The organism is Allopusillimonas ginsengisoli (assembly GCF_004153455.1).
Classification (GTDB): Bacteria; Pseudomonadota; Gammaproteobacteria; order Burkholderiales; family Burkholderiaceae_B; genus Allopusillimonas; species Allopusillimonas ginsengisoli.
The window spans coordinates 25,011-45,597 of record NZ_SDQE01000002.1; the positions used below are offsets into that span (position 1 = coordinate 25,011).

Annotated in this window: 17 protein-coding genes and 1 pseudogene; 5 read left to right on the forward strand and 13 right to left on the reverse strand. The window is 54.8% G+C overall.

Annotated features, from left to right (window positions below):
• Positions 1 to 72: 72 nt before the first annotated feature.
• Together ERE07_RS05040 and ERE07_RS05045 are read right to left on the reverse strand one after the other, a co-directional pair.
• Positions 73 to 1,431 carry a sensor histidine kinase gene (locus ERE07_RS05040; protein WP_209021092.1) on the reverse strand — a complete coding sequence of 453 codons (1,359 nt, stop codon included), beginning with the start codon at positions 1,429 to 1,431 and terminating at the stop codon, positions 73 to 75.
• Complete coding sequence (locus ERE07_RS05045; protein WP_130007737.1) at positions 1,428 to 2,105, reverse strand: winged helix-turn-helix domain-containing protein; 678 nt, start codon at positions 2,103 to 2,105, stop codon at positions 1,428 to 1,430. The genes ERE07_RS05040 and ERE07_RS05045 overlap by 4 nt, the downstream gene beginning before the upstream one ends.
• A 364-nt stretch (positions 2,106 to 2,469) precedes the next feature.
• Here ERE07_RS05045 and ERE07_RS05050 point away from each other — a divergent pair, with 364 nt between their 5' ends.
• Positions 2,470 to 2,997, forward strand: a complete 528-nt coding sequence (locus ERE07_RS05050) for a rhodanese family protein (RefSeq protein WP_130007738.1) — start codon at positions 2,470 to 2,472, stop codon at positions 2,995 to 2,997.
• 33 nt (positions 2,998 to 3,030) lie between these two features.
• Here ERE07_RS05050 and ERE07_RS05055 read toward each other — a convergent pair whose 3' ends face one another.
• The 3 genes from ERE07_RS05055 to ERE07_RS05065 all read right to left on the reverse strand — a co-directional run bounded on the left by ERE07_RS05055 (position 3,031) and on the right by ERE07_RS05065 (position 7,134).
• Positions 3,031 to 3,225 (reverse strand): hypothetical protein, encoded by a 195-nt coding sequence (locus tag ERE07_RS05055; protein ID WP_130007739.1) that lies wholly within the window; start codon positions 3,223 to 3,225, stop codon positions 3,031 to 3,033.
• A 278-nt stretch (positions 3,226 to 3,503) separates the two neighbouring features.
• Positions 3,504 to 4,292, reverse strand: a complete 789-nt coding sequence (locus tag ERE07_RS05060) for a Slam-dependent surface lipoprotein (protein ID WP_130007740.1) — start codon at positions 4,290 to 4,292, stop codon at positions 3,504 to 3,506.
• 277 nt (positions 4,293 to 4,569) lie between these two features.
• Positions 4,570 to 7,134, reverse strand: a complete 2,565-nt coding sequence (locus tag ERE07_RS05065; RefSeq protein ID WP_130007741.1) for a TonB-dependent receptor domain-containing protein — start codon at positions 7,132 to 7,134, stop codon at positions 4,570 to 4,572.
• 181 nt (positions 7,135 to 7,315) lie between these two features.
• Between ERE07_RS05065 and ERE07_RS05070 the strand changes: the two are divergent.
• Positions 7,316 to 7,663, forward strand: a pseudogene (locus tag ERE07_RS05070) (ATP-binding cassette domain-containing protein); the annotation flags it as partial.
• Between the two features lie 43 nt (positions 7,664 to 7,706).
• On the opposite strand, the gene ERE07_RS05075 reads toward ERE07_RS05070, so the two are convergent.
• From ERE07_RS05075 to ERE07_RS05090, 4 genes are all read right to left on the reverse strand, one after another.
• Positions 7,707 to 8,477 carry an SDR family NAD(P)-dependent oxidoreductase gene (locus tag ERE07_RS05075; protein WP_130007743.1) on the reverse strand — a complete coding sequence of 257 codons (771 nt, stop codon included), beginning with the start codon at positions 8,475 to 8,477 and terminating at the stop codon, positions 7,707 to 7,709.
• Positions 8,478 to 8,479: 2 nt separating this feature from the next.
• Entirely contained in the window at positions 8,480 to 9,460 is a 981-nt protein-coding gene (locus tag ERE07_RS05080; protein WP_130008281.1) for a Bug family tripartite tricarboxylate transporter substrate binding protein, read from the reverse strand.
• A 101-nt stretch (positions 9,461 to 9,561) separates the two neighbouring features.
• A complete protein-coding gene (locus ERE07_RS05085; protein WP_130007744.1) occupies positions 9,562 to 10,278 on the reverse strand; it encodes an SDR family NAD(P)-dependent oxidoreductase in 717 nt (238 codons plus the stop codon).
• Positions 10,279 to 10,286: 8 nt separating this feature from the next.
• A complete protein-coding gene (locus ERE07_RS05090; RefSeq protein WP_130007745.1) occupies positions 10,287 to 11,993 on the reverse strand; it encodes a thiamine pyrophosphate-binding protein in 1,707 nt (568 codons plus the stop codon).
• A gap of 139 nt (positions 11,994 to 12,132) precedes the next feature.
• On the opposite strand from ERE07_RS05090, the gene ERE07_RS05095 reads away from it, so the two are divergent.
• Positions 12,133 to 13,137 carry a LacI family DNA-binding transcriptional regulator gene (locus ERE07_RS05095; protein WP_167670735.1) on the forward strand — a complete coding sequence of 335 codons (1,005 nt, stop codon included), beginning with the start codon at positions 12,133 to 12,135 and terminating at the stop codon, positions 13,135 to 13,137.
• Between the two features lie 399 nt (positions 13,138 to 13,536).
• Positions 13,537 to 13,941, forward strand: a complete 405-nt coding sequence (locus tag ERE07_RS05100; RefSeq protein WP_130007747.1) for an SRPBCC family protein — start codon at positions 13,537 to 13,539, stop codon at positions 13,939 to 13,941.
• Positions 13,942 to 13,961: 20 nt separating this feature from the next.
• Here the strand turns inward: ERE07_RS05100 and ERE07_RS05105 are convergent, their stop codons facing one another.
• Positions 13,962 to 14,906, reverse strand: a complete 945-nt coding sequence (locus tag ERE07_RS05105; RefSeq protein ID WP_130007748.1) for a LysR family transcriptional regulator — start codon at positions 14,904 to 14,906, stop codon at positions 13,962 to 13,964.
• A gap of 368 nt (positions 14,907 to 15,274) precedes the next feature.
• Here ERE07_RS05105 and ERE07_RS05110 point away from each other — a divergent pair, with 368 nt between their 5' ends.
• Complete coding sequence (locus ERE07_RS05110; protein WP_130007749.1) at positions 15,275 to 16,249, forward strand: aromatic alcohol reductase; 975 nt, start codon at positions 15,275 to 15,277, stop codon at positions 16,247 to 16,249.
• A 40-nt stretch (positions 16,250 to 16,289) separates the two neighbouring features.
• Here ERE07_RS05110 and ERE07_RS05115 read toward each other — a convergent pair whose 3' ends face one another.
• The 3 genes from ERE07_RS05115 to ERE07_RS05125 all read right to left on the reverse strand — a co-directional run bounded on the left by ERE07_RS05115 (position 16,290) and on the right by ERE07_RS05125 (position 20,443).
• A complete protein-coding gene (locus ERE07_RS05115) occupies positions 16,290 to 17,438 on the reverse strand; it encodes an ABC transporter substrate-binding protein (protein ID WP_209021094.1) in 1,149 nt (382 codons plus the stop codon).
• A gap of 105 nt (positions 17,439 to 17,543) precedes the next feature.
• Complete coding sequence (locus ERE07_RS05120) at positions 17,544 to 18,677, reverse strand: ABC transporter ATP-binding protein (RefSeq protein WP_130007751.1); 1,134 nt, start codon at positions 18,675 to 18,677, stop codon at positions 17,544 to 17,546.
• A gap of 2 nt (positions 18,678 to 18,679) precedes the next feature.
• Complete coding sequence (locus ERE07_RS05125; RefSeq protein WP_209021095.1) at positions 18,680 to 20,443, reverse strand: ABC transporter permease; 1,764 nt, start codon at positions 20,441 to 20,443, stop codon at positions 18,680 to 18,682.
• Between the last annotated feature and the right edge of the window lie 144 nt (positions 20,444 to 20,587).

Consider the following 20,587-nt stretch of genomic DNA (forward strand, 5'->3'; position numbering starts at 1 on the left):
CCGCAGGATTAAGAGAAGCTTAAGACGAAGCCAGATTCGCAGTAGCCAAGCCCGTACCGGCAGGTTCGGCCGTTATGGAGGCGTCGTGTTGAGCGCGATAGGCAACACGAGTCTGGCTTCAAGGCCGGAGCCATCTCGCTCCAGAAGCTCAAATGTCCCGCCGTGTCTACGCGCAATGGCATCGACAATCGACAGGCCAAGCCCGTAGCCCGGAACGTTTATATCTCCGCGCCAGAACCGATTGACGGCTTGAAGTCGACCTTCTGCATCCAGGCCTGGGCCTTCGTCAAGCACGCTGATCCGCAAAGTGCCGTGGCATTGTGTTTCGATGTGAATGGCAATGGGTGTTGTCGCAGGCGCATAGCGTATCGCATTATCAATCAGATTCGTCAGGGCAGCGAGCAAGAGGGGTCGGGCGACGCGTACCTGGCGGGATTCCGAAGCCCCTTGTACGATCACTCTATGTGCAGCATCGGCGTAGAGAGGCTGCACCGCCTCAATCGCAGCGTACACCGCCTCAACCGGATCACTGGCCTCCATGCGGATAGGCTGGCCGTCCAACCGCGCCAACTCAAGCAATCGTTGAAGTACATGCTGCAATTGCTGCACGCCCTGATCGGCTTTGGCCAGCGCGGCATCCAGCGTTGCGCTTTCATCGGGCCGTTGAGAAGCCAGCTTTGCCACCTGTATGTGAGTCTTGATACCTGTTAGAGGAGTGCGCAATTCGTGCGCGGCACTATCGGTGAAGCGCCGTTCACGCACAATCGCAGCCTGCAATCGTTCAAGGAGCTGCTCAATAGTATGTACAAGCGGATGGAGTTCTACGGGCGCCTTGACCTTGGGCAGCGGGCTATCATCACCCGGACGGCGCCGCGCCAATAGAAGACGAATACGCTCCACGGGCGCCAATCCATGAGTAATGCCTATCCAAAGCACTATCAGGCTTCCGAACAGCGCAACGACAAACGGCAACCCCGCGGACAAGATCAGTTCTTTTACCAAGTCCTCCCGGACATCGACGCTGTCTGCCGTCGCAATTCGAACATTGCCCTGGCGCAACACGTAGGTGCGCCAACGCTTGCCGCCGTACATATGCGTGCCAAATCCCAACGGAGCGTTGGCCAGGTCTGGGCTGCCTGCGGTACGGGCGACGGCTTCGATGACGACTTCGCCACGAACAAGACTCACCTCGCACGCCACCCCATCGCGCGCCACGACATCCAACGGTTTGTTGCCAGCCGCGGCGATGTCGCCCGATTCGGGAAACTGGGCCACCAGCCCCGCCACCATGCGGGCGGAGGCGGCCAGGCGATTATCCAGCGCGTCGCGCAATGACTGGCGCGCATCCATGAACATCCAGCCAGCCACCGCAGCCCACAGCAGCGACAGTGCCAGGCCAATGATCAACAGAAGCCGTAGGCGCAGGCTCACGATTTTTCTACTTTCCCGGCGGCGCCCAGTCTGTAGCCAAGCCCCCGCACCGTTTCAACAATGTTGTTGCCAAGCTTGCGCCGCAAATGATGAATATGGACGTTGATCGCATTGCTTTCCAGATTTTGTTCGTAGCCATAGACACTATCACAGAGCTGTTCAGCGCTCAGAATAGCTTTAGGATTCTGCAGCAATGCGCGCAACAGCGAAAGCTCCCGACGGGCCAGTGTTATCGGCTTTCCGGCGAGCGTGACCTCGCCTGTCGAGGCGCAGAAAGACAATTCCCCGTGAACCATTCGATCTTTGCTGCGCCCTGCTATCCTGCGTGTCAGCACATGCAGGCGCGCCTGCAATTCATCCAGATCGAAAGGCTTGACCAGATAGTCGTCCCCGCCGCCGAGCAAACCTTCCACACGATGGTGCAATGCGTCGCGAGCGGTAAGGATAAGAACGGGAAGGTCGCGGCCTTGGTCGCGCCAGCGGCGCAACAGGTTCATGCCGTCCTCATCGGGCAGCCCGAGATCCAGAATGCAGATATCAAAATAAGTGGTTGCAAGCGCAGCGTCCGCCAGGCTGGCAGTGCTGACATGGTCAATCGTCAGGCCATGCAGCTTCAACCCGGCCATAATACCGCTCGCCACCAAGGAATCGTCTTCGACAAGCAAGATATGCATTTCAAACTCCTGTCCCTTATGGCGCTACACAGTTGCTCAACGCATGGCTGTGGCAAGCAAAAAGCTTAACAGGGTTTCCAGCTTCACTCACTCCCTCCGCTTCTTAATGCTGTCTTAATCCTGGCTATTTATGGTGTCGGTAGTCTTGCGCCCTCAATCCCTGCGGCCACCTAGCGCCACAGGGATCCTTGGGTTCCGGCATTTTCGGATGCAGCTGGCATAAAATCGAACAAACGCCGTGACGCTCATACTGTTCTATCCTATCGGCGCCACGCCAGGCATTGCCTCAATTGCCATGCGCTGAATCGCTTGACGGTCATGAGCAACGCGACGTGACCATTTGCTCCCTAAAAAGGAACATAGCATGTCTCTCAAATCACTTTCACCAGAAGCTGCCCAACAACATCAGAGCCAGGGCGCGCTGCTCGTAGACATCCGCGCCCTGGATGAGTATGCCCGTGAACACATTGCACAGGCGCGTCATATCCCGATGGAACAGTTGATCGAAGGCGCGGCCGAACTCCATGATGCGAAGACCGTCATTTTTCATTGCCGCTCTGGCAACCGTACGCGCATGAGCGCGCAAACACTCGGCGCCAGCGTCACCGGCGACGGCTATGTGCTTGAAGGCGGCCTGGATGCATGGAAGAAAGCTGGATTTCCAGTCATATCCGATTTCTCGCAACCGCTGGAGTTGCAGCGACAAGTCCAGATTGCCGCAGGCTCAATGATTGTGCTTGGAACAGTGTTAGGAACCATCCTTTCGCCATGGTTCCTCCTGCTTTCGGGTTTCGTCGGCGCGGGACTCGTGTTTGCAGGTATCTCTGGCTATTGCGGCCTTGCCCGCTTGCTCATGAAAATGCCGTGGAACCGGAGGCCCTCAACAACATAAGCGCACGCGCCTTCATTGAACGGTGTTGCCCGATCACGAACTGCCGGTGTCCTCACCAGGCCAATCCTCTTCAGGAATATCCCAGTAATCGCCGTTCTCGACACCGTCGATACCGTACTGGGTCAGATAGTCGCTCAGTGCTTGACCAAACGCGTCGACGCGCGCTTCCTGCTTTATTTCGTTTACGAGCGTAGGGATAAGGCTAAACGCCGCCGCCAAACCGGCCATATGCTTGCGCCAATGGAGCGTTCTTATCAAATAGTTTGTGCTTGTCGCCGATCTTGGTGCCTTGGCGCATCGAATCCCAGGCGCCCCTCAAGGTGGTCATTACATGGTCCGGTGTGAAGATGGTTTTGTCCTAGTTCCCTGCGCGCAAGTAGCTGTGCAGCCTACGCATAGAACAAGGGCTTGCCTAAGCAAGCCCTTGTTCAAGGAACATGCATCCTAGTTTTGCGGGAGCATCATGTCAGGGGATTCGGATGCAAGACCTGTGGCCAACAAAAGATTTATGGGTTCTTGGTACCTCCGAATGCGGTGTCTTGATGACGGTCAGTAAACTTGACGATACCCGCAACGCCAGTGGCGCCAGTGCCAAAGAACTTGCCTTCCAACGTGCCGTTGGTACCGCCGCTGCTGGCTACGCTTACCTCTTTGGCGCCAAGCTGTACATCCTTGTCAATGGTTTTGATTGAACCGTTGTTAAAACGAATGTCACCGCTGGAGTGGGCCGACCCTGTATCAAAGTTGGCAGTAAGCGTGCTGGTGGGCAAGGCCGAGCCGGTGTAATGGTTGATAGATCGAATGGTGTAGCTGACGGGAGCACCGGCAGGTAGCGTGGCGGCTACGTCGCCGTTTTCCCCTACGTACCAAACAGTATGCGTATCAGGCGTTTTCGTGCCAACGGCGCCTGTTTGAGACTCCGCGCTCCATTCACCGAACCATACGTCCTGATTTCCCACTTGCGCGAAAGACCATACGCCTATGCGGCTGTGGTCTGGGCCGCGAGTGCCCGGTCGGGCTGCCATATCGGCGGCGACTTCACGGCCACTGAAGTTATAAACATCGTGATCATTAACGTACTCCGTTTGAGCAAAATGGGAGGCCGCCATGTATCTGTCTCTAAATTGTCCGTCCAACCCGACACCTGCTTTCCCATGGACTTGGACGGAGGATGGCCCGACACGTATCCCGTTTACGTCTGAGAAACTAAGTCCGGTAACGATGTCAGCCTGTGCGACACCAGCAACGCTACTGATTGCAAGCGCCAAGAACGCCTTCTTTGCATGTTTATGCATAGCATTTCCTTAAAGCATTACAACAAAACAACCGTATGAAACGGCTCCTCTGAGATGCCTCAACCGGCCATTCCGCCATAGGTAAGAGAGGGGGTGTCCGGGCCCATTCAGCATGGGAGAAGCACGGTCAATTTTATTTGCTAATGATTATCGTTTGCAATAAAAAGAAGGGGCACCTGTCAGATCCGACAGGTTTTGGGATGCAATCGCTATGCCTGTATGCCTCCCACCATCCCAGCGCGGGAAAGAAAGAAGGCGTGGCAACGTATTGAAAGGCTTAGAATTTGACGGTGACGCTCCCGCGTATAGTCCGGCCCGGCGCCGGCATCAACGCCGCGTTGATGGCATCCATGTAATAGCGATCCGTCACGTTATCAACCGCCACATCGAAGGTGGTGTGTTTGTTGAGTTTGTAGCTGGCGTACGCATCAACCAGCAGGTAAGGCCTCCACAACGACGGCTGCACGCCGCCTGAACCTATGTTTTTGCCAATGCTCTCAGCAAAACGGCTACCCACATAGTTGGCGCGTGAGCCCACAGTGAGTTTTCTTTCTAGCAGGCGCGCACCGATGTTTGCGGTGACGGTGTTGCGAGGCGGAATTTGCTGAAGCGAGTAACTATGCGCGAGCCCACCCCTGCTGCACAAAGGATCATTACCATGTAACACACCAGGGGGTGCGCAGAACATGATCTGCGTGTAATGATTCCAGGCGAGGCCGCCAAAGTATTTGCCCGTGTCGTATTCCGCCGAAAGCTCAAAGCCGCGCATTTTGGCAAAATCCAGATTGACACGGCCAAGCACGGAAACGATCCGTGTGCCGCGCCGAGTTACAGAGGCAAAGGGAAGCGCCGCTCGCGTCAGATATCCATCAATGTAGTTGTCAAAGTACGCAGCATGAAAACGCAGCTTATCCCCATTCATCAAGAAACTGTTCTTAAAGTAATTAAGCCCGATTTCGAGGTTTCTTGCTTTTTCAAAATGCACGGGATTCTGGTCAACCGCATAGTAGAACGACGTGCCGGCCAGAGACTCAAATATGCTGGGTGCACGAATTACCCTGCCATACTTGGTATAGAGCTGTAAACCACCGAGCGGCTCTACCATCACGGTGGCCATGGGCGACCAACCCGTATCGCCGCGTTTGAAAGAAGGGTTCCCAAAATTGGCAGCGTCCTTGGTGACGAATTTTGAGTAGCGCGCACTCGCATTGATGGCGAGCCGATCTATGGGTTTCCATTCAAGCCCGGTGAAACCACTGACCTCTTCACGCCAGCCCTCCCGAGGATAATTGAATTCATATCTGGCGATGAACCAGTCGCCATCCACCCCTTTGGGAAAACCAGTGTCCTCGCGAACGAACGTACCACCCAGGTTGATAGTGAGGCCGCCCAGCGCAGTCAGCACCTGAGACGTATTGGCCGCTGTGATACCCCGCCTTTTTGAACCGATCCACTGAAAGAATGGGCCAATGTTTTTACCCACTACAGTGTGGGACGGATCGCCGACCTGGCGCTGTCGAACTAGATCCATCGCGTTGATCCGGTTATCTATGACAGTTTGGTATGCATCAATACTCAGATCAATCACATCCTGATCCAATGGCTTCCATCGGAATCGGGCAGTGTAAGTATCAAGATCTACGGAACTGAGCCAACTCTGATAAGGCCTGCCCCAAAGCCGCGAGCTAAGCATTGTGCCGTAATCGCTCTCGTAGTTTCTGATGCCTAGTTCCAGCGTACGATCCGCCCCCAGCTTGGCTGTGGCCTTTACCATCCACGACGTGTTATCAAACGAGGTATTGAGAATTTCTTCGCCTGCCATGTATTCGCTGAGACCCAGATTTTCCAGCCGGGTCGCTCCGTACTCACTGGTTGTCGATATCACACTGGGGGGACCTCCACCTCGTGTGCCCGCGTGGTAGTTTCCATTCTTGCGCCGTGCATACGCCGCAACCAGATCGAGATAGTCAGTCACGGCGGCTACCGCTATGCTGCCTGAACCACCCGTGGGTTTGAAGAGCGCTGGCCGGCTCAACCCTTCGCTATCAAATGCAGTATGCAGGGGGAACGGTTGGCCGTCGCGGTCCCTTCCACTCGCCCGCCACCAATCCCATCCACCATCGGTGCCTGGTTCGGGCACCGGAGAACTGTTTGTGTTGAGACCGCCCTTTAGCCGTATTCCGTACCACTCGCCCGGCAATAAAATGTCCTGTACGACGAGGGTAGACGCGCGCACCACTCCCCCTGTGGCGCCGGTGGCATCTGCCTTTGAACTCAAGCCTTTCTCGATGGATACCGAGCTGATGAAGTCGGGATCAATATAGCTGCGAGGCGTTGCGCCGTTGTATCCCTGCCAGATGGCGGTTTCCTGCGTAGCGCCGTCGACAATGAAAGGCACCCTGCCTTGGCCCTGCATGCCGCGGATGTTGACATCCACGGCGCCCGAGTTGCGGCTGTCGCCATTCATCACCCCAGGAATGCCTGTCAAGAAATCGCCCACAGAAGTACCGCGAAATCGTTCGATTTGCTCGCCCGAAAGATAAGTGCTGGATCCAGCTGTTCGATACGGAACGTCAACGGGGTTTAACCTGCCCCGCTCTGCCACGGAAATCGTGCCAAGCGTGAATACCCCGTCTGCGGCGACCGGCGTGGGGCTTGAATCCTTGCGATTGTTTTTTGGCTGTGAAACCTGACCATAAGCACTGGACAACATAGCCATGGACACGAAGGTTGAACTGATCAGCGTGACCATCGGGTGCCGCTTGAAAAGCTTGCCTGTTCGTACAGTCGAGCGCCGGCGCCCGCAGCGCTGCGCTGCGGTGAAACTGCAGTGTGATTTCATCTAATCCCCGTTTTGCTTGATTGGCTCCGGCACGCGCATATAGCTCATTGATCTTCTGGATGCCGGCTGCCGCTTAAAACGCACGGGTGTAGAAATTTTCCGTGTCTTTTAGGACGGGGACTATCGAAACTTACTTTTGTGCTTTGATGACGCTCCACTCTGGTGGAGGCAATGATGTGGAGGTTCACAGAGCACCCTTGTTGCGAAGCTGGGAGTGGGCTATTTGCCCGAAAGCCGTGATGTGTTTCCGACAGTGACCGTGCGCCAGAATCTCGAACTCGGAATTAAAGACACACGTAGTCCGAACAGATGGTCGATCGGAGATATGTACAATTTCTTTCCCCGTCTCAAAGAGCGGGAAGACACAGCAGCTGGGGTACTATCGGGCGGCGAACAGCAGATGCTTACGCTATGCCGTACGTTGATGGGTGACCCTGATATGATGGGCCATGGCAGTATTGTGTTCCATGGCAATGCAGAAGCGCTGGCGAGTAACCACGCGATGCGCAAAGAATGGTTGGAAGTGTAATCAAGCAAGCGCCCCCCCGCTTATGCGACACGAGCGCCAGCCATCACGCCATGGCCTGACCGCCGTTCACGTCTAGCGAAACGCCTGTGATGAAGGCCGCATCATCTGACGCCAAGAAAGCAACAATGCCAGCAATATCGTCGACGCCGGCATGACGCCGCAGCGGTATTTCAGACACAATCTGGTCACGCTCCGCGGCGCTACGGCGCTCAGCCCACAAACCGCTAGTGCGAGGCGTCAACACTACACCGGGGCAAATGCAGTTCACAGTAATGCCCTCGGGGCCATACTCCATAGCGAGCTGACGAGTCAGGGCCGAGATTGCTCCCTTAGCTGCTGCGTAGTTCGGACCAGCGATCAGGCTACCGTAACGCCCTGCTTTCGAGCCGTAGTTGATGATTCGGCCAGAACCGACGCGTTGCATCAGCGGCAGCGCGGCACGGCACGCCCACACCGCCCCCATTAGATTCAGCCCCATCACCCGCTGCCAGTCTTCATCCGTTTCTTCGGCAAAACGATACGGTGTGTGCAACGAACCGCCCGCATTATTGACCAGTACATCCAAACGTCCCGTAGCGTCAAATGCGCGCTGTATGGCTTGAGCAATTTCTGCTTCTTGGCCAGAGTCAGCCTGGATTGCCGACACCTGCAGTTTCATACGCCCAGCCTCCTGAACAACTTCGTCCAGGGCGCGTGCATCACGGTCGGAAATCCACACCTGCATCCCTTCCTGTGCGAGCCGCAGGGCCGTTGCTTTCCCGATCCCCGCGCCCGCAGCCGTCAGAAACACTGTTTTTCCACTCAAACCCCGCATGTTCATTCAACCTTGATATCGGCAAACTCGATGACCTTGGCCCATCGCTGTGTTTCAATATCCAGTAACTGGCGGAAATCGGCGATTGATCCTCCTTTAGGCTCTGCCCCAACATTGGCCAAACGTTCCTTGAACGTATCGGTCGCCAGTATTTTGTTCACCTCGACATTGATTTTCTCCAGGATGGCGGGCAGTGTGCCTGCAGGTGCCAATAATGAGAACCATCCTTGCGACTCAAAGCCTGGCACTCCTGCCTCCTCCATCGTGGGTAGCTCGGGAGCTGCATCACTACGCTGAGTCGTGGTCACAGCCAAAGCCTTGACACGTCCCGACTTAATGTGTGGCAACGACGCCGGCAGGTTATCGAACATCATGTCGATCTGACCACCCATCAGATCTGTCAAGGCAGGGGAACTGCCTCTGTAAGGTATATGCAGGATATCCGTGTTGGTCATGGACTTGAACAATTCGGACGAAAGATGCGGCGTCCCTCCTATGCTGGATGAGCCGTAGTTGACCTTACCGGGTCGCTGTTTGGCGTAATCGATCAGTTCCTTCACAGACGATATTGGTAATTTTGGATTGATGATCAGCACATTAGGCACCGTCGCCACTACAACAATAGGGTCCAACTCCTTCTGTGGATCGAATGGATTGGACTTGAAAAGCTGTGGGTTGATGGTCAGGGTTTGCGGTGCACCCACAACCAGGGTGTACCCATCGGGTGCTGCGCGTGCCGCCGCTTCCATTCCGATATTTCCGCTGGCACCGCTACGATTCTCCACTACAAACGGTTGACCCAGGGCGCGTGCCAGTCGGTCTGAAACTTCACGCCCCACTATGTCCGTAGCCCCACCGGGTGGGAACGGGACAATCACCTTGACGGGGTGATCGGGATACGAAGCAGCAGTGACTTGGGCTTGGGCCAGACCCGTAGCCGCGGCCACGCACAACAGGATAGTCAATGGTTTCAGGAATTTCATCATATCTCCTTTGGTGGTTTCTGATTTGACACTGCCAGTCTGTGCATCGAACAGCTCCCAACGCCTCTGGGCGTTTGTCTTGTGCTCGCGGTGCGACAGAACTAATCCATCAACGTTCCGCCGTTGACGTCCAACACATGACCGGTGATGAAACTGGCCGCGGCGCTGGACAAAAAATGTACGGCGTCGGCTACTTCGGCCGCCGTGCCGAGCCGCTCCAGCGGAACGCGCGCAGCGATTTCTGGCCAACGTTCACGAGGGATCATCTCGCCTTCTATAGGACCGGGAGCGACTGCATTGACGCGTACGTCCGGAGCAAGTTCGGTTGCCAGCGACTTCATCAACGAGATCACGCCTGCTTTGGAAGCGCAGTAATGCGCCTTGGTGCCGCTTTTGCCTGCATTGAGTGCGGCGAATCCCGTTTTCCCGGCACGCGAGGTCAAAAGCGTTATGCTTCCCCTGGATTTGGATAAGGGAGCAATAGCGGCCTGAGCCACGATAAAACTTCCTGTCAGGTTGATATCCACTACCCTCCTCCATTCCTCCAGAGGAAGGTCGACAATGGGTCGCGCAGGCGCTGTAATGGCTGCGGAATGAACAAGAGCGTGCAGTTCCCCCATCCGTTCGGCACAGGCCATCAGCTGGGAGACTTGCTGAGGATCACACACATCGGTATGAAGATACTCGCAGCCGTCGATCAAAGCGTGTTGCGGCTCGGATACATCTGCAATCAGGACACGATAGTCGGCCGCCATTCTTTGCACGACAGCCCATCCAATATTGCGAGCACCGCCCGTCACAATCGCGATAGGTTTCATGCTCTGCCTCAATAATCTGACGTTTCAATATGGCTGGACTCAGGATCCACCACCACGTCGATGACCGTTGGAACGGTAGCGCTGCGTGCCTCATTTAATGCCGCCGAGAGCTGCTCCGGTGTGGTGACACGGATTCCTCGGCACCCCATGCCTTGTGCAATCTGGGCAAAGTCGGTCGGTGAGAAATCCACAGCGATGCGACGCGTTTTCAAGTTGTCGCGCACCATCCCCAAGCCACTGTTATTGGCCACCACAACAGTAATGGGCAAGTTTTCCTGCACGCAGGTGGCCATGACATTCATCGTCATGGCAAAACCACCATCACCTGTCAGACAAACCACATTTTTCTCAGGATTGACCAACTTGGCGGCTGCGGCAGCCGGCGCACCCCAGCCCATGCCGCCTATGCCTCCGGGGACGATCAGCTGACCTGGCGTGCGGACTTTAAGAGTTGTGGTCGCCCAGATCCGGTTGGTTCCCGCATCCAAAGTCAGCAAGTCATCAGGCGTCAAGAAAGCGTCCAGCACCCTAACGACGTCTGCATTATTAACCATGCCTTCAGCAGAGCCTGGAGAACCATCGAATACGGGATGGGCAGCCTGCAACCCGGCAATCCAGTCCAATCGTTCCTGTCGCCGATCTGCCCCCAGATCATGCTGCAGCAAGGCTTCGACGACGTCGCCACCCTCAGCGCAGACGGCCAAATCAACCGGATAGACCCAACCAGCGTTACGGGCATCGATATCGACTTGCGCAATCTGCTGAATGCCAGGTTTGATGAACTCGGGATCACGGAATTTGATATAGTCCGCACCCAGGCTGGCACCGATAACCACCAGGGTATCTGCCTCTTTCACGGCGACATTGGCCGACTTCATGCCCCAGGTTCCCAACATGCCGACTGAAATCTGGGAGGTTTCATCCACTACGCCTTTGGCGTTATAGCTGGTGGCTACGGCCAGTCCAAACCGATCTGCCAGCTTTGCGATCAATGTCCGGCCGCGTGCATTTTGCATGCCATTGCCGACAATGAGCACGGGCCTTTCCGCATGAGCAACCATCCGCGCCAGGCTCTTGATCGCCTGCGGATCAGGTTTTGGCATGGCTACGTGCTGGTAGCCTTGCGCGGGATACAGTTGAACTCGCGATTGCTCGGGCATTTCGCGCCGAATGATAGGCGATTTCAGCACGACAGCAGTTGGTCCCTGGCGTGGTAAGTTGGCTTGTTTATAGGCTTGCTGAATGGCAAACACGGCTTCGTGTGGCTCTGTTGCATAGTATGTGGACTTGGTCATGGTTTTCATGACGGTACGAACGTCGGCAGCGCCGTAGTCGCCCGTCATGGTTTGATAAACGCCATACATGCCAAAACCGTCATAGCAGGAAGTATCTGTCAACACCAACATGGGTGATCCTGCAAAATATGCCTCCAGGATCCCGAAAGCACCTGTTGTGCTGGCGAAAGGCCCTTGCCCCATGTATACGCCAGGCTTGCCCGTTAGCCGACCCACCACTTGCGCCATGATGGACGCCACCTGTTCGCTACGGGCTAATACCACGCGCAACTGCTGTCTGGTTTCGTAGAACTCATCCAACATCCATGTCACACCCAGCCCGGGCAATGTAAAGGCGTAGTCCACCTTTAACTCAACAAGTGTTTCGACAATTGCCCGTTTGGTAGTGACAGAGATGGGAGTGTCAGAGACAGCGTTCATATCTTCTTCCTTCTACAGAGGTTGTTTTTATAGAATACAAACGTTTGCATTTGCATGTCAACAGATTTAATGGAGTCATTTTTAGCTTTGTGATATATTTCTGACCAACGTTTGCAGAATGAGAGATTCAAGCAATAATATGGCTGCCAGTTTGCAGGACATTGCCCGTATGGTTGGGGTATCCATCAGCACCGTATCGCGCGCCTTGCACCGCCCCGAAATGGTTGATGCCAGTACGCGCGAACGCATCAATGTCGCCGTGAATGCACTCGGTTACGTGCCGCAAGGCGTGGGGCGAGCTTTGGTATCACGACACACACACAGCGTCGGCGCTGTCGTTCCTCGTATCGGCGCGTCTGCATTCGCGCAAACCATCGAAGCTTTGCGTCAAGGGTTGGGCAAGGCCAACTACACGTTATTGCTGGCACAGCCATCCATCAAGGAACAGGCTGATCTACGCCCATTGCGTACGCTCATTGAGCGCGGAGTGGATGGGATAGTGCTCCTGGGCAACGACTGTCCGCCTCAGTGGCTTGATCTCATAGAAAAAAATGGGATACCCGTAGCCACCATCTGGGCTGACGCCAGCAATGCTTTACCGGGCGCCATTGGCTTCGATAACTATCTCGCAGGTAAACAAGTAGCCGAACATCTACTCAGCCTGGGCCATCGCGAATTTGCGTTCATCAGCGGGCACCTTGCTTCCAACCAGCGTGCCCGCCAGCGCTATCAGGGGCTACTCGAAACCATTGCAGCGAGCGGCGGACAGCTGTCACGCAAGTTGATCGTCGAAGCAGACTACGGCTTTGCCGATGGTTATCAGGCTGCAAACTGCCTGCTAAAAAGAAAACTGTCATTTTCCGCCCTGATATGCGGCAATGATTACTTGGCCCTGGGCGCCATTGCCTGCCTGCGTGAACAGGGCCTGCATATTCCCGACGACATGTCGATCATAGGATTCAACAACAGCGAGTTTTCGGCCTTTATCGACCCGCCACTCACCACTATTAACTTCCCATCCATCGAAATAGGTACGTTGGCGGCCGAAACCTTGCTTGCGGCCATTAACACGCAAGGCCCCATGCCACCAGCTCAAATGCTCCCAACGAAACTGATACAACGGCAATCGACTGGCCCGGTATAAACCCACCTACGCCCAGGAATTCGCGGATGGACTGTGTCGCATCATCTTCCGAGCAAACATCTTCAACATACCATGGCCAATTCATGCAGGTTCTTGCCTACAGTTGAACACTGTCCAACCAATTCCGCACATTGGTCAACTGGGCCTAGCGCATATAACCTACGCTCGCCTTCTCCCTCAACATCGCATACACACATCCTAAATCCCCAGCTGAAAACCCGTTGATTACAGGTTCGACCCCACCCCACCAGCAATTTGAATAGCCGTTTGTGTAATTTTTCAGAGACGGCCTTTTTATTTTCTGCTAACTTGAGCCTTGGATCCGCGACGAAACGCCTGATATTCACTTGGTAAAGTAAAGCGAATATACCGCCAGGGCCCTTCAATTGGAGAAAGCGTATGAAAATTATCGTTGAGACAAATGTTCGCGCCCCCATTGAAAAGGTGTGGGAGGCTTACACTACACCAGATGACATAGTTCGCTGGAATGCTGCGTCTGATGACTGGCACACCACCCGGGCAAGTGTAGACCTCCGAGCAGGCGGTGAATTCTCATCGCGGATGGAAGCGAAAGACGGCAGCTTTGGGTTTGACTTTGCCGGCACTTATACCAACGTCATTCCCCATCGCCTGATTGAATATTCCTTTGGGGAACGCGAGGCCAAGGTCGAGTTTGCCGAAACGCCCGAAGGTGTCAACATAAGCGTTTCGTTCCAGGCTGAATCGACCCACTCCAACGAGGAGCAGCAGGCAGGATGGCAAGCAATTCTGGATAACTTTGCGCGCTACGTGGAAGGCCGGTAATAGTGACCAAAACACACCCTCTACTCCAGTTTGGCAAGTTCTCCGCGGCGAAACAAACGCCATGTTGGTTCCGCTTCGCGCACCAATAGGCTGATCCAGCCTACGAACGCGCGTACGGCGGGCGAAAGATGGCGATTTTGTGGGTACAGGATACACAGTGGCACCTCAGGTGCCCGGTAATCGCCGAGAATATTCACCAAGCGGCCATCCTGAAAATATGGCAAAGCGATAAAGTCCGCAATGCGGATGAGGCCTAATCCTTGCAGTCCACAGGTAACATACGCATCAGTATCGTTGACGGCAAGGCTTCCAGAGACGCGAACGGTACGCTCCTCGTCATCGACTAAAAAGCGCCAATCAGTCGAGCGCCCAGTTCGTCCGGACAGGAATTCAATCACGCGGTGAGCGTCCAGATCTTCCAGCGACTTGGGTTCGCCGTGTTGTTTCAGGTACTCAGGTGACGCACATGTTACCCATTCAAAACTGCCAATCTGGCGGGCCACGAGTACCGCAGAACTGTCAGGTACGCCAGCCCGTACGACACAATCAATGCCTTCCTGAACAAGATCAACGGGGCGATCTCCCAAAGTAAGAATCAGGTCGATTTCCGGATAGCGATGCTGGAACTCGCTGACAGCCGGCAGAACTACCCTTCGAGCGAACGAGGCTGTCATGTCCACACGCAGCCTACCGCGCGGAGGCGCCGTGCTGCCAGACAGCGAAGACTCGACAGCATTGACCTCGCTCAGAATTCGCAGACAGTGATCGTAGTAAAGCGTGCCATCTGGCGTCAGGCTGAGTGTGCGGGTAGTTCTCTGCAGCAGCCGGGCACCAAGATGTGCTTCGAGATCCTTGATCACCCTGCTCACGGTTGAAGGCGGCATTGAAAGCCCATTTGCTGCATTGGCGAACCCGTTCATTTCAACAACGCGCACAAATATATTCATGGCTCGAAGCTTATCCATTTTTGGCTCTCCAAATTGGGCTTTTCATAATGGCTGTGGCTGATCCGGAATGTGAGCCTGATATAAGCACGTGCGGAAAAAAGCCATCAGGGACCGCCATATTATTCCATTTTTAGCAATATTAAAAACCATCTTCATGGCTTTATCAGTCGCTCATCTGATCTATACACTTGCTCCAAGGCATGAGTGGATTGCGATTAAAAGACATCTCTATGACTACTTCAGCCTCGACATCCAACTTCCTGGCGATTTCGACGAGCAAAAACGAATCCGTGGCAGTGTCGATGATTATGCCGAAATATGGGATAGATGGGTGTGCCTAACGCCATCCGATCAATGCAAACAGACAACGCAAAGGAAATATGTTCATGAACCATCACCACAACGAAGTCGATATTGAACACATGCTCGTGCTCGGGGCAGGCCAGCTAGGCATGGCCGTACTGCGGGAACTGGTGCCTCGTCGCCAAAAGGCACAAACGCCGCTAACCGTTCTGGTCGCGCCAAAATCCCTGGAATCGCCAAGCGCACTGGATCAGCAGTCGACAGCCGAGCTGCTTGAATTGGGCGTGGAGTTACTACCCTTCGACTTATCCACTTGCTCTGTCGAAGAGCTGGCTGCAGTGTTCAAGCAGTTTCGTACCGTCATTAATTGCACGGGTTTTGTTGCAGGCCCGGGGACTCAAATGAAAGTGACACATGCCGCGCTAGCTGCCAATGTTCACAGATATTTCCCATGGCAGTTTGGTGTGAACTACGACATCGTTGGAAAGGGCAGCGGCCAGCCGGTCTTTGATGAACAATACGATGTCAGGACACTGCTGAGGTCTCAGAACCGAACCGAATGGGTGATTGTTTCCACCGGCATGTTCACGAGTTTTCTATTTGAGCCGGCGTTCGGCGTAGTGGACTTCACCGCCAGAACAGTACATGGCTTGGGCACATGGGAAACCAAGGTTACAGTGACCACGCCCGAAGATATCGGAAAACTCACGACCGAAATTGTGCTGGAGCAGCCGCGTATCGCAAATCAGATTGTCTACATTGCCAGCGATACCCTTTCGTATGGAACACTCGCAGATATCGTTGAAGACGTGACGCACAGCAAGTTCAAACGAGAACTGCTTACACCCGAACTTCTGAGCACTGCGTTGTCCCGGGAGCCGGACAACGTCATGGCGCGGTATCGGTCAGCCTTTGCGCTGGGCGATGGAATGTGGTGGGACAAAGCGCGTACTTACAACGAAAGCCGCTCCATCCCCACGACAGATGTCAGGTCCTGGCTTACGTCCGAGCTAACGAGATTGGAAACACCTATGCAACGCGTGCCAGGCTATCGGTGATAGATAGCCCGGCAATGTCGCCTGCGCCAGTCTCAAATAGTCAGCGGCTGCTCACCGTCCAGAGGTCGCGCCAGAACTGAAGATTTTTGAAGTCGTCTTGCGTGGTGTCTGAGTTGTTGACATACATCTTGTCAACCAGTTTACTCACGCCAGACGCCTCGCTCTTCGGCATTTCTGCTTTGCTGTTTGTCGATATCTTGCCGTCTTCCATCTGCGGCTCCATACCTTCGGCCGACATCATATAGTGCACAAAAAGCTTGGCAGCATTCGGACTCTTGGTTCCAGCTGCAATAACAGCCACGCGAGGTGTTAGCTGCCCAATCCAGGGCGTCATGTCTTTGCAGACGGCCAGCGGAAAGTTTTCGTTCTTCGCGTGCGTAAAAATTGCCGCGCTGACAAACCCGATAACCGGGTGTTCGGACGTGCTGGCGCCTACTATAGGGCCAACATCCGTATCACTTTTCTGCACCTTGATGTTGTTTTCTGCGAAACGCTTAGTCCATTCGGCTGTGGCAGACGGCTGTTTTGTTTCGAGGGGCTTGCCAAAATAGTCCTCGTATGCCGCCTTCATCTTGTCATCTGCGTTATCGGCAATTTGGTTAAGCCAAAACATGGTTTCGTTGCGAAGCAGCGGATCTGGAATACTTACCTTTCCCTTCCACTTTTTGTCGGTAAGCGCCCACATATTGTTTACAGGACAAGTGTCGCCGTAGACGGCTGGGTTGTATACCCACACCCAGGGATTCAGACTGGTAATCGCAGGGTGCTGGTAGACCGGAGGGGTCTGATCCTTCAAGTCGGGTGGCATCCAGCTGACTGCGATGCCCTGTGGCAGGAACTGTGCCGTTACGTCGGGCAGGTTGCTCATGTTGAAGACGTCGCGCTTCACATTACGTGCCTGCGCCTCCCGAACCAGCACTTCCGCCTGGTTTGAGGCCGACATTTTTTCACCTGTGGTCTGGATGCCGTATTTCTTTGAAAAATTCTCGGCCATCACTTTGATCTTGCCGGTTGCATCCACTACCGTTATCGGGTTTTCTTTTTTTGCGGCTTCAATCAGCGCATCCAGGCTGTAATCCGAATCGGAAATGCCCAGCCCTGTGCTGCCGTTGGAAGCAGACGCATCAGTGCTGCTTGACGCCGCGAGGACAGGGAGCCCGTATCCGGCGATCGCCAGGGTAGCGGCCAAGATTGACGCCACAAACCCTGTGCTGTTTCTGTGAACGTGCGTTGAGTATCTCACTGTCATCTCCTGTCTTATGTCGTTAATGGCGCATGGCCAATATTCTGTTCTTTATAATACTTCCACCGGTAAATCGGACAGCGCACCAAGGTTCGGCAGCCTCTTTCCTTCATTGTCGAAAAGATGCAAATCTCCCTGCGCAACCCAAAGTGTCACCTCATCCTGTGACTGTACACCCGGTGGCGTATTGGTCGTCGCAAACAGCTTTTGCTCGCCCCAGATCAGCTCCACGATCCAACTTCCGCCAGTCGGCATAATGCTGGCTACGATGGCCTGGCCCGAGTATGCCGTATCTGGCGCGGTACCCGCCGATGGCATGAGCCTGATACTTTCGGGCCGGATACCCACCGAACCCACGCGATGTCCTGGGCGCATGTCATCCATATACTTTCGCACCGACGCTGATAGCGCCGAGGTTGCGGCCGCCGCAAACTCGACAAAGTTGATGGGCGGGCTCCCCACAAACTCGGCCACGAACCTGTTGCGCGGGTGATTATAAATATCGTCCGGAGTGCCGAGCTGCTGAAGCGTTCCTTCATTCATGACGGCAATCACACTGGCCAGCGTCATTGCTTCCCATTGATCATGCGTTACGAACAGGATCGTCGCCTTGGTCTCGAGGTGAATTCTTTTGAGCTCCGCCCGCATTTCAAGACGTAATTTCGCGTCCAGGTTCGATAGGGGTTCGTCCATAAGGATCACGCTCGGTTGTACCGCCAGCATCCGCGCCAGCGCTACGCGTTGCTGTTGGCCACCGGACAAGTCAGACGGATACCGATCACGATACTTGGCGATGCCCAGTTTATCCAAAACCTCATCTGCAGCGGCTTTTCGCGCTGCACTGCCTACATTGCGGAGCACAAGCCCAAACTCCACATTGTCTTGCACAGTTAAATGCGGCCATAGTGCATAACTTTGGAACACAAAGCCCATATTCCGCTTCTCGGGCGGCACATAGATGCCCTTTTCTACCGAATCGATCACTTGGTCGCCAACCCGTATCTCACCGGATGTGGGATGCTCCAATCCGGCGATCATTCTCAGCGTGGTGGTTTTGCCGCAACCAGAAGGCCCCAGAATGCACAGAAATTCTCCATCCTCGATGTCGAGATCCAGATCCATCACCGCAGGTGCGCCGCTCCCGCTGTAGTACTTCTGGATCCCGCGTAGCGTAATTCTTGGCACAATCACCCTCCTAGCCCTGACGCAAGGCTCGTTTTCGTCGCTTTTTGCAGAAATAAGGTGCCAAAGAACGCTATCGCCGACAACATGAGTACGACGGCATTGGCAGCCTGGCTGTAGCCAAAGTCCACAAGCCGTATCGCATACGTCGTCAGTAGATCAGTCCCTGGCGTCGCCAACATAATCACAAGACTCAAGCCTTTCAATCCTGATATGAAAGGCAACAGAATGGCTGCAGCGAGCGGCCCCTTCTGAATGGGAATGACAATTTTCAGCAGGCGTTTCCACCACCCCGCCCCTGCAATCTGGGCTGCTTCCTCGGGATCCTTGCCTAGTTGCATCATGGCGGATATCCCCGCGCGCGACGCAAACGGCATCTGGTCCGCCATCAGGGCCAGGATCAGAATCGCCGCGGTGCCATATAGCGCGGGGATGGGCCCATGAGGCACAGCAAATATCGACAAACATGCCGCCGCAAACGCGATCCCGGGAACCAGATAAGGTAGGAACGTCACATAACGCAGGTAAGCGCCTATCGACTTCAAGGGTGAACGCACCACCACATATCCAACCAGAACACCCAATACGCCAGCACATATCGCTGCAATACCCACCATCCACAGCGAGTTCCATGCGGCATGCCAAAAATCCGCGGTGATCAGAATGCCATTACGCAGCGCCGTCGTGGGAAGATCATGGCCGACCCAGTACGCCCAGGTGAAGTTATCCACCGTAAACTTACCTGGGGTTCGCATGACTGTGGTAAGAAACAGGACTGTCAGGGGGATCGCGACGCTGATAAGAAATACCATTCCGGCGACAGCCGTCATGGGCAAACGCCAGGATCCGAGGCGGCGCGTTCGGTCCATTCCCCCCTTGGTGCCAATGGTCACGAATCGACGCGCTTCGCGGACCAGTCGCGCATCAATGAGCACAGAAATTGTGCCGATGAGGATAATGACTCCTGCCAGCACGGCCGCTTCACCACCTTGTCGCGCCGTGACGCTTCGAAATAACGACGTGGCTAGCACGTCATACTTGACCGGTGCGCCGAGCACATAGGCCACGCCGAAGTCGCCCAGACATTTGGCAAAGATTAGTGTGATGGCCGACAAGAGTGACGGTCGCATCAATGGGAGGATAATGCGGCGGGCAATCACTGTCCGACTCGCCCCCAGCATCCGTCCGGCATCTTCCATCTGTGCGTCAAAAGAGCGCAGCGCATTGCCAAAAAGCAAAATAACGAAAGGCGTATAGTGCAGCGCCAAGACAATGGTAATGGGGAACTGGCCATAAGCGAGCCAATCCGGAGGCTCAAAGCCAAGCGACTCCAACCAGCCCGGCTGGCCGCCAACGGTGCGGTTAAGAAAAACCGAACTCCATGCCAACGCAAGCGTCCATGAGGGCAGCATATAAGGAACAATGAGTGCTGTGGCGAACCACTTTCGACCCATGATATCGGTTCGGCTGATAAACCAGGCCATGACGGCCCCGACGATGAGGGCGATAGCCATCGCCCCAAAAGCGACACTGAGCGTGTGGACCAGCGGAAGCCAGAGAATATCTGGCGCAACGATGGACCTGAACACCCGGCCCAAGTTATAGAACGTTAGCGATCCGACGCTCTGCCCTAAACGCGATGCATCGGCAAACTGAACCTGAAATGCATCCGCAAGAAGGGAGACAATAGGGGCAACGATCAGGTAAGAAAACAACAGCGCTGCCAAAATGCCAACGACAACCGTTGGATCTCGAAACGCTATCTTCAAGCGATATTTAGAAATTTCTGAATGTCCCCTGCGCTTACGGGAGAGAACCATTTCTTCAAGATGCGACGCTCCGTCCACACACCCTCCCACGGCTGAAGTCTTATACGAGTTTATGAGACTGTCAAGCCGTATCTGCCTGGCGCC

Bases quoted from the DNA above. Each gene is read 5' to 3' on its own strand.
- ERE07_RS05045 (WP_130007737.1), bottom strand. From the start codon at position 2,105: ATGCATATCTTGCTTGTCGAAGACGATTCCTTGGTGGCGAGCGGTATT.
- ERE07_RS05050 (WP_130007738.1), top strand. From the start codon at position 2,470: ATGTCTCTCAAATCACTTTCACCAGAAGCTGCCCAACAACATCAGAGC.
- ERE07_RS05055 (WP_130007739.1), bottom strand. From the start codon at position 3,225: ATGGCCGGTTTGGCGGCGGCGTTTAGCCTTATCCCTACGCTCGTAAAC.
- ERE07_RS05060 (WP_130007740.1), bottom strand. From the start codon at position 4,292: ATGCATAAACATGCAAAGAAGGCGTTCTTGGCGCTTGCAATCAGTAGC.
- ERE07_RS05065 (WP_130007741.1), bottom strand. From the start codon at position 7,134: ATGAAATCACACTGCAGTTTCACCGCAGCGCAGCGCTGCGGGCGCCGG.
- ERE07_RS05075 (WP_130007743.1), bottom strand. From the start codon at position 8,477: ATGCGGGGTTTGAGTGGAAAAACAGTGTTTCTGACGGCTGCGGGCGCG.
- ERE07_RS05080 (WP_130008281.1), bottom strand. From the start codon at position 9,460: ATGAAATTCCTGAAACCATTGACTATCCTGTTGTGCGTGGCCGCGGCT.
- ERE07_RS05085 (WP_130007744.1), bottom strand. From the start codon at position 10,278: ATGAAACCTATCGCGATTGTGACGGGCGGTGCTCGCAATATTGGATGG.
- ERE07_RS05090 (WP_130007745.1), bottom strand. From the start codon at position 11,993: ATGAACGCTGTCTCTGACACTCCCATCTCTGTCACTACCAAACGGGCA.
- ERE07_RS05095 (WP_167670735.1), top strand. From the start codon at position 12,133: ATGGCTGCCAGTTTGCAGGACATTGCCCGTATGGTTGGGGTATCCATC.
- ERE07_RS05100 (WP_130007747.1), top strand. From the start codon at position 13,537: ATGAAAATTATCGTTGAGACAAATGTTCGCGCCCCCATTGAAAAGGTG.
- ERE07_RS05105 (WP_130007748.1), bottom strand. From the start codon at position 14,906: ATGGATAAGCTTCGAGCCATGAATATATTTGTGCGCGTTGTTGAAATG.
- ERE07_RS05110 (WP_130007749.1), top strand. From the start codon at position 15,275: ATGAACCATCACCACAACGAAGTCGATATTGAACACATGCTCGTGCTC.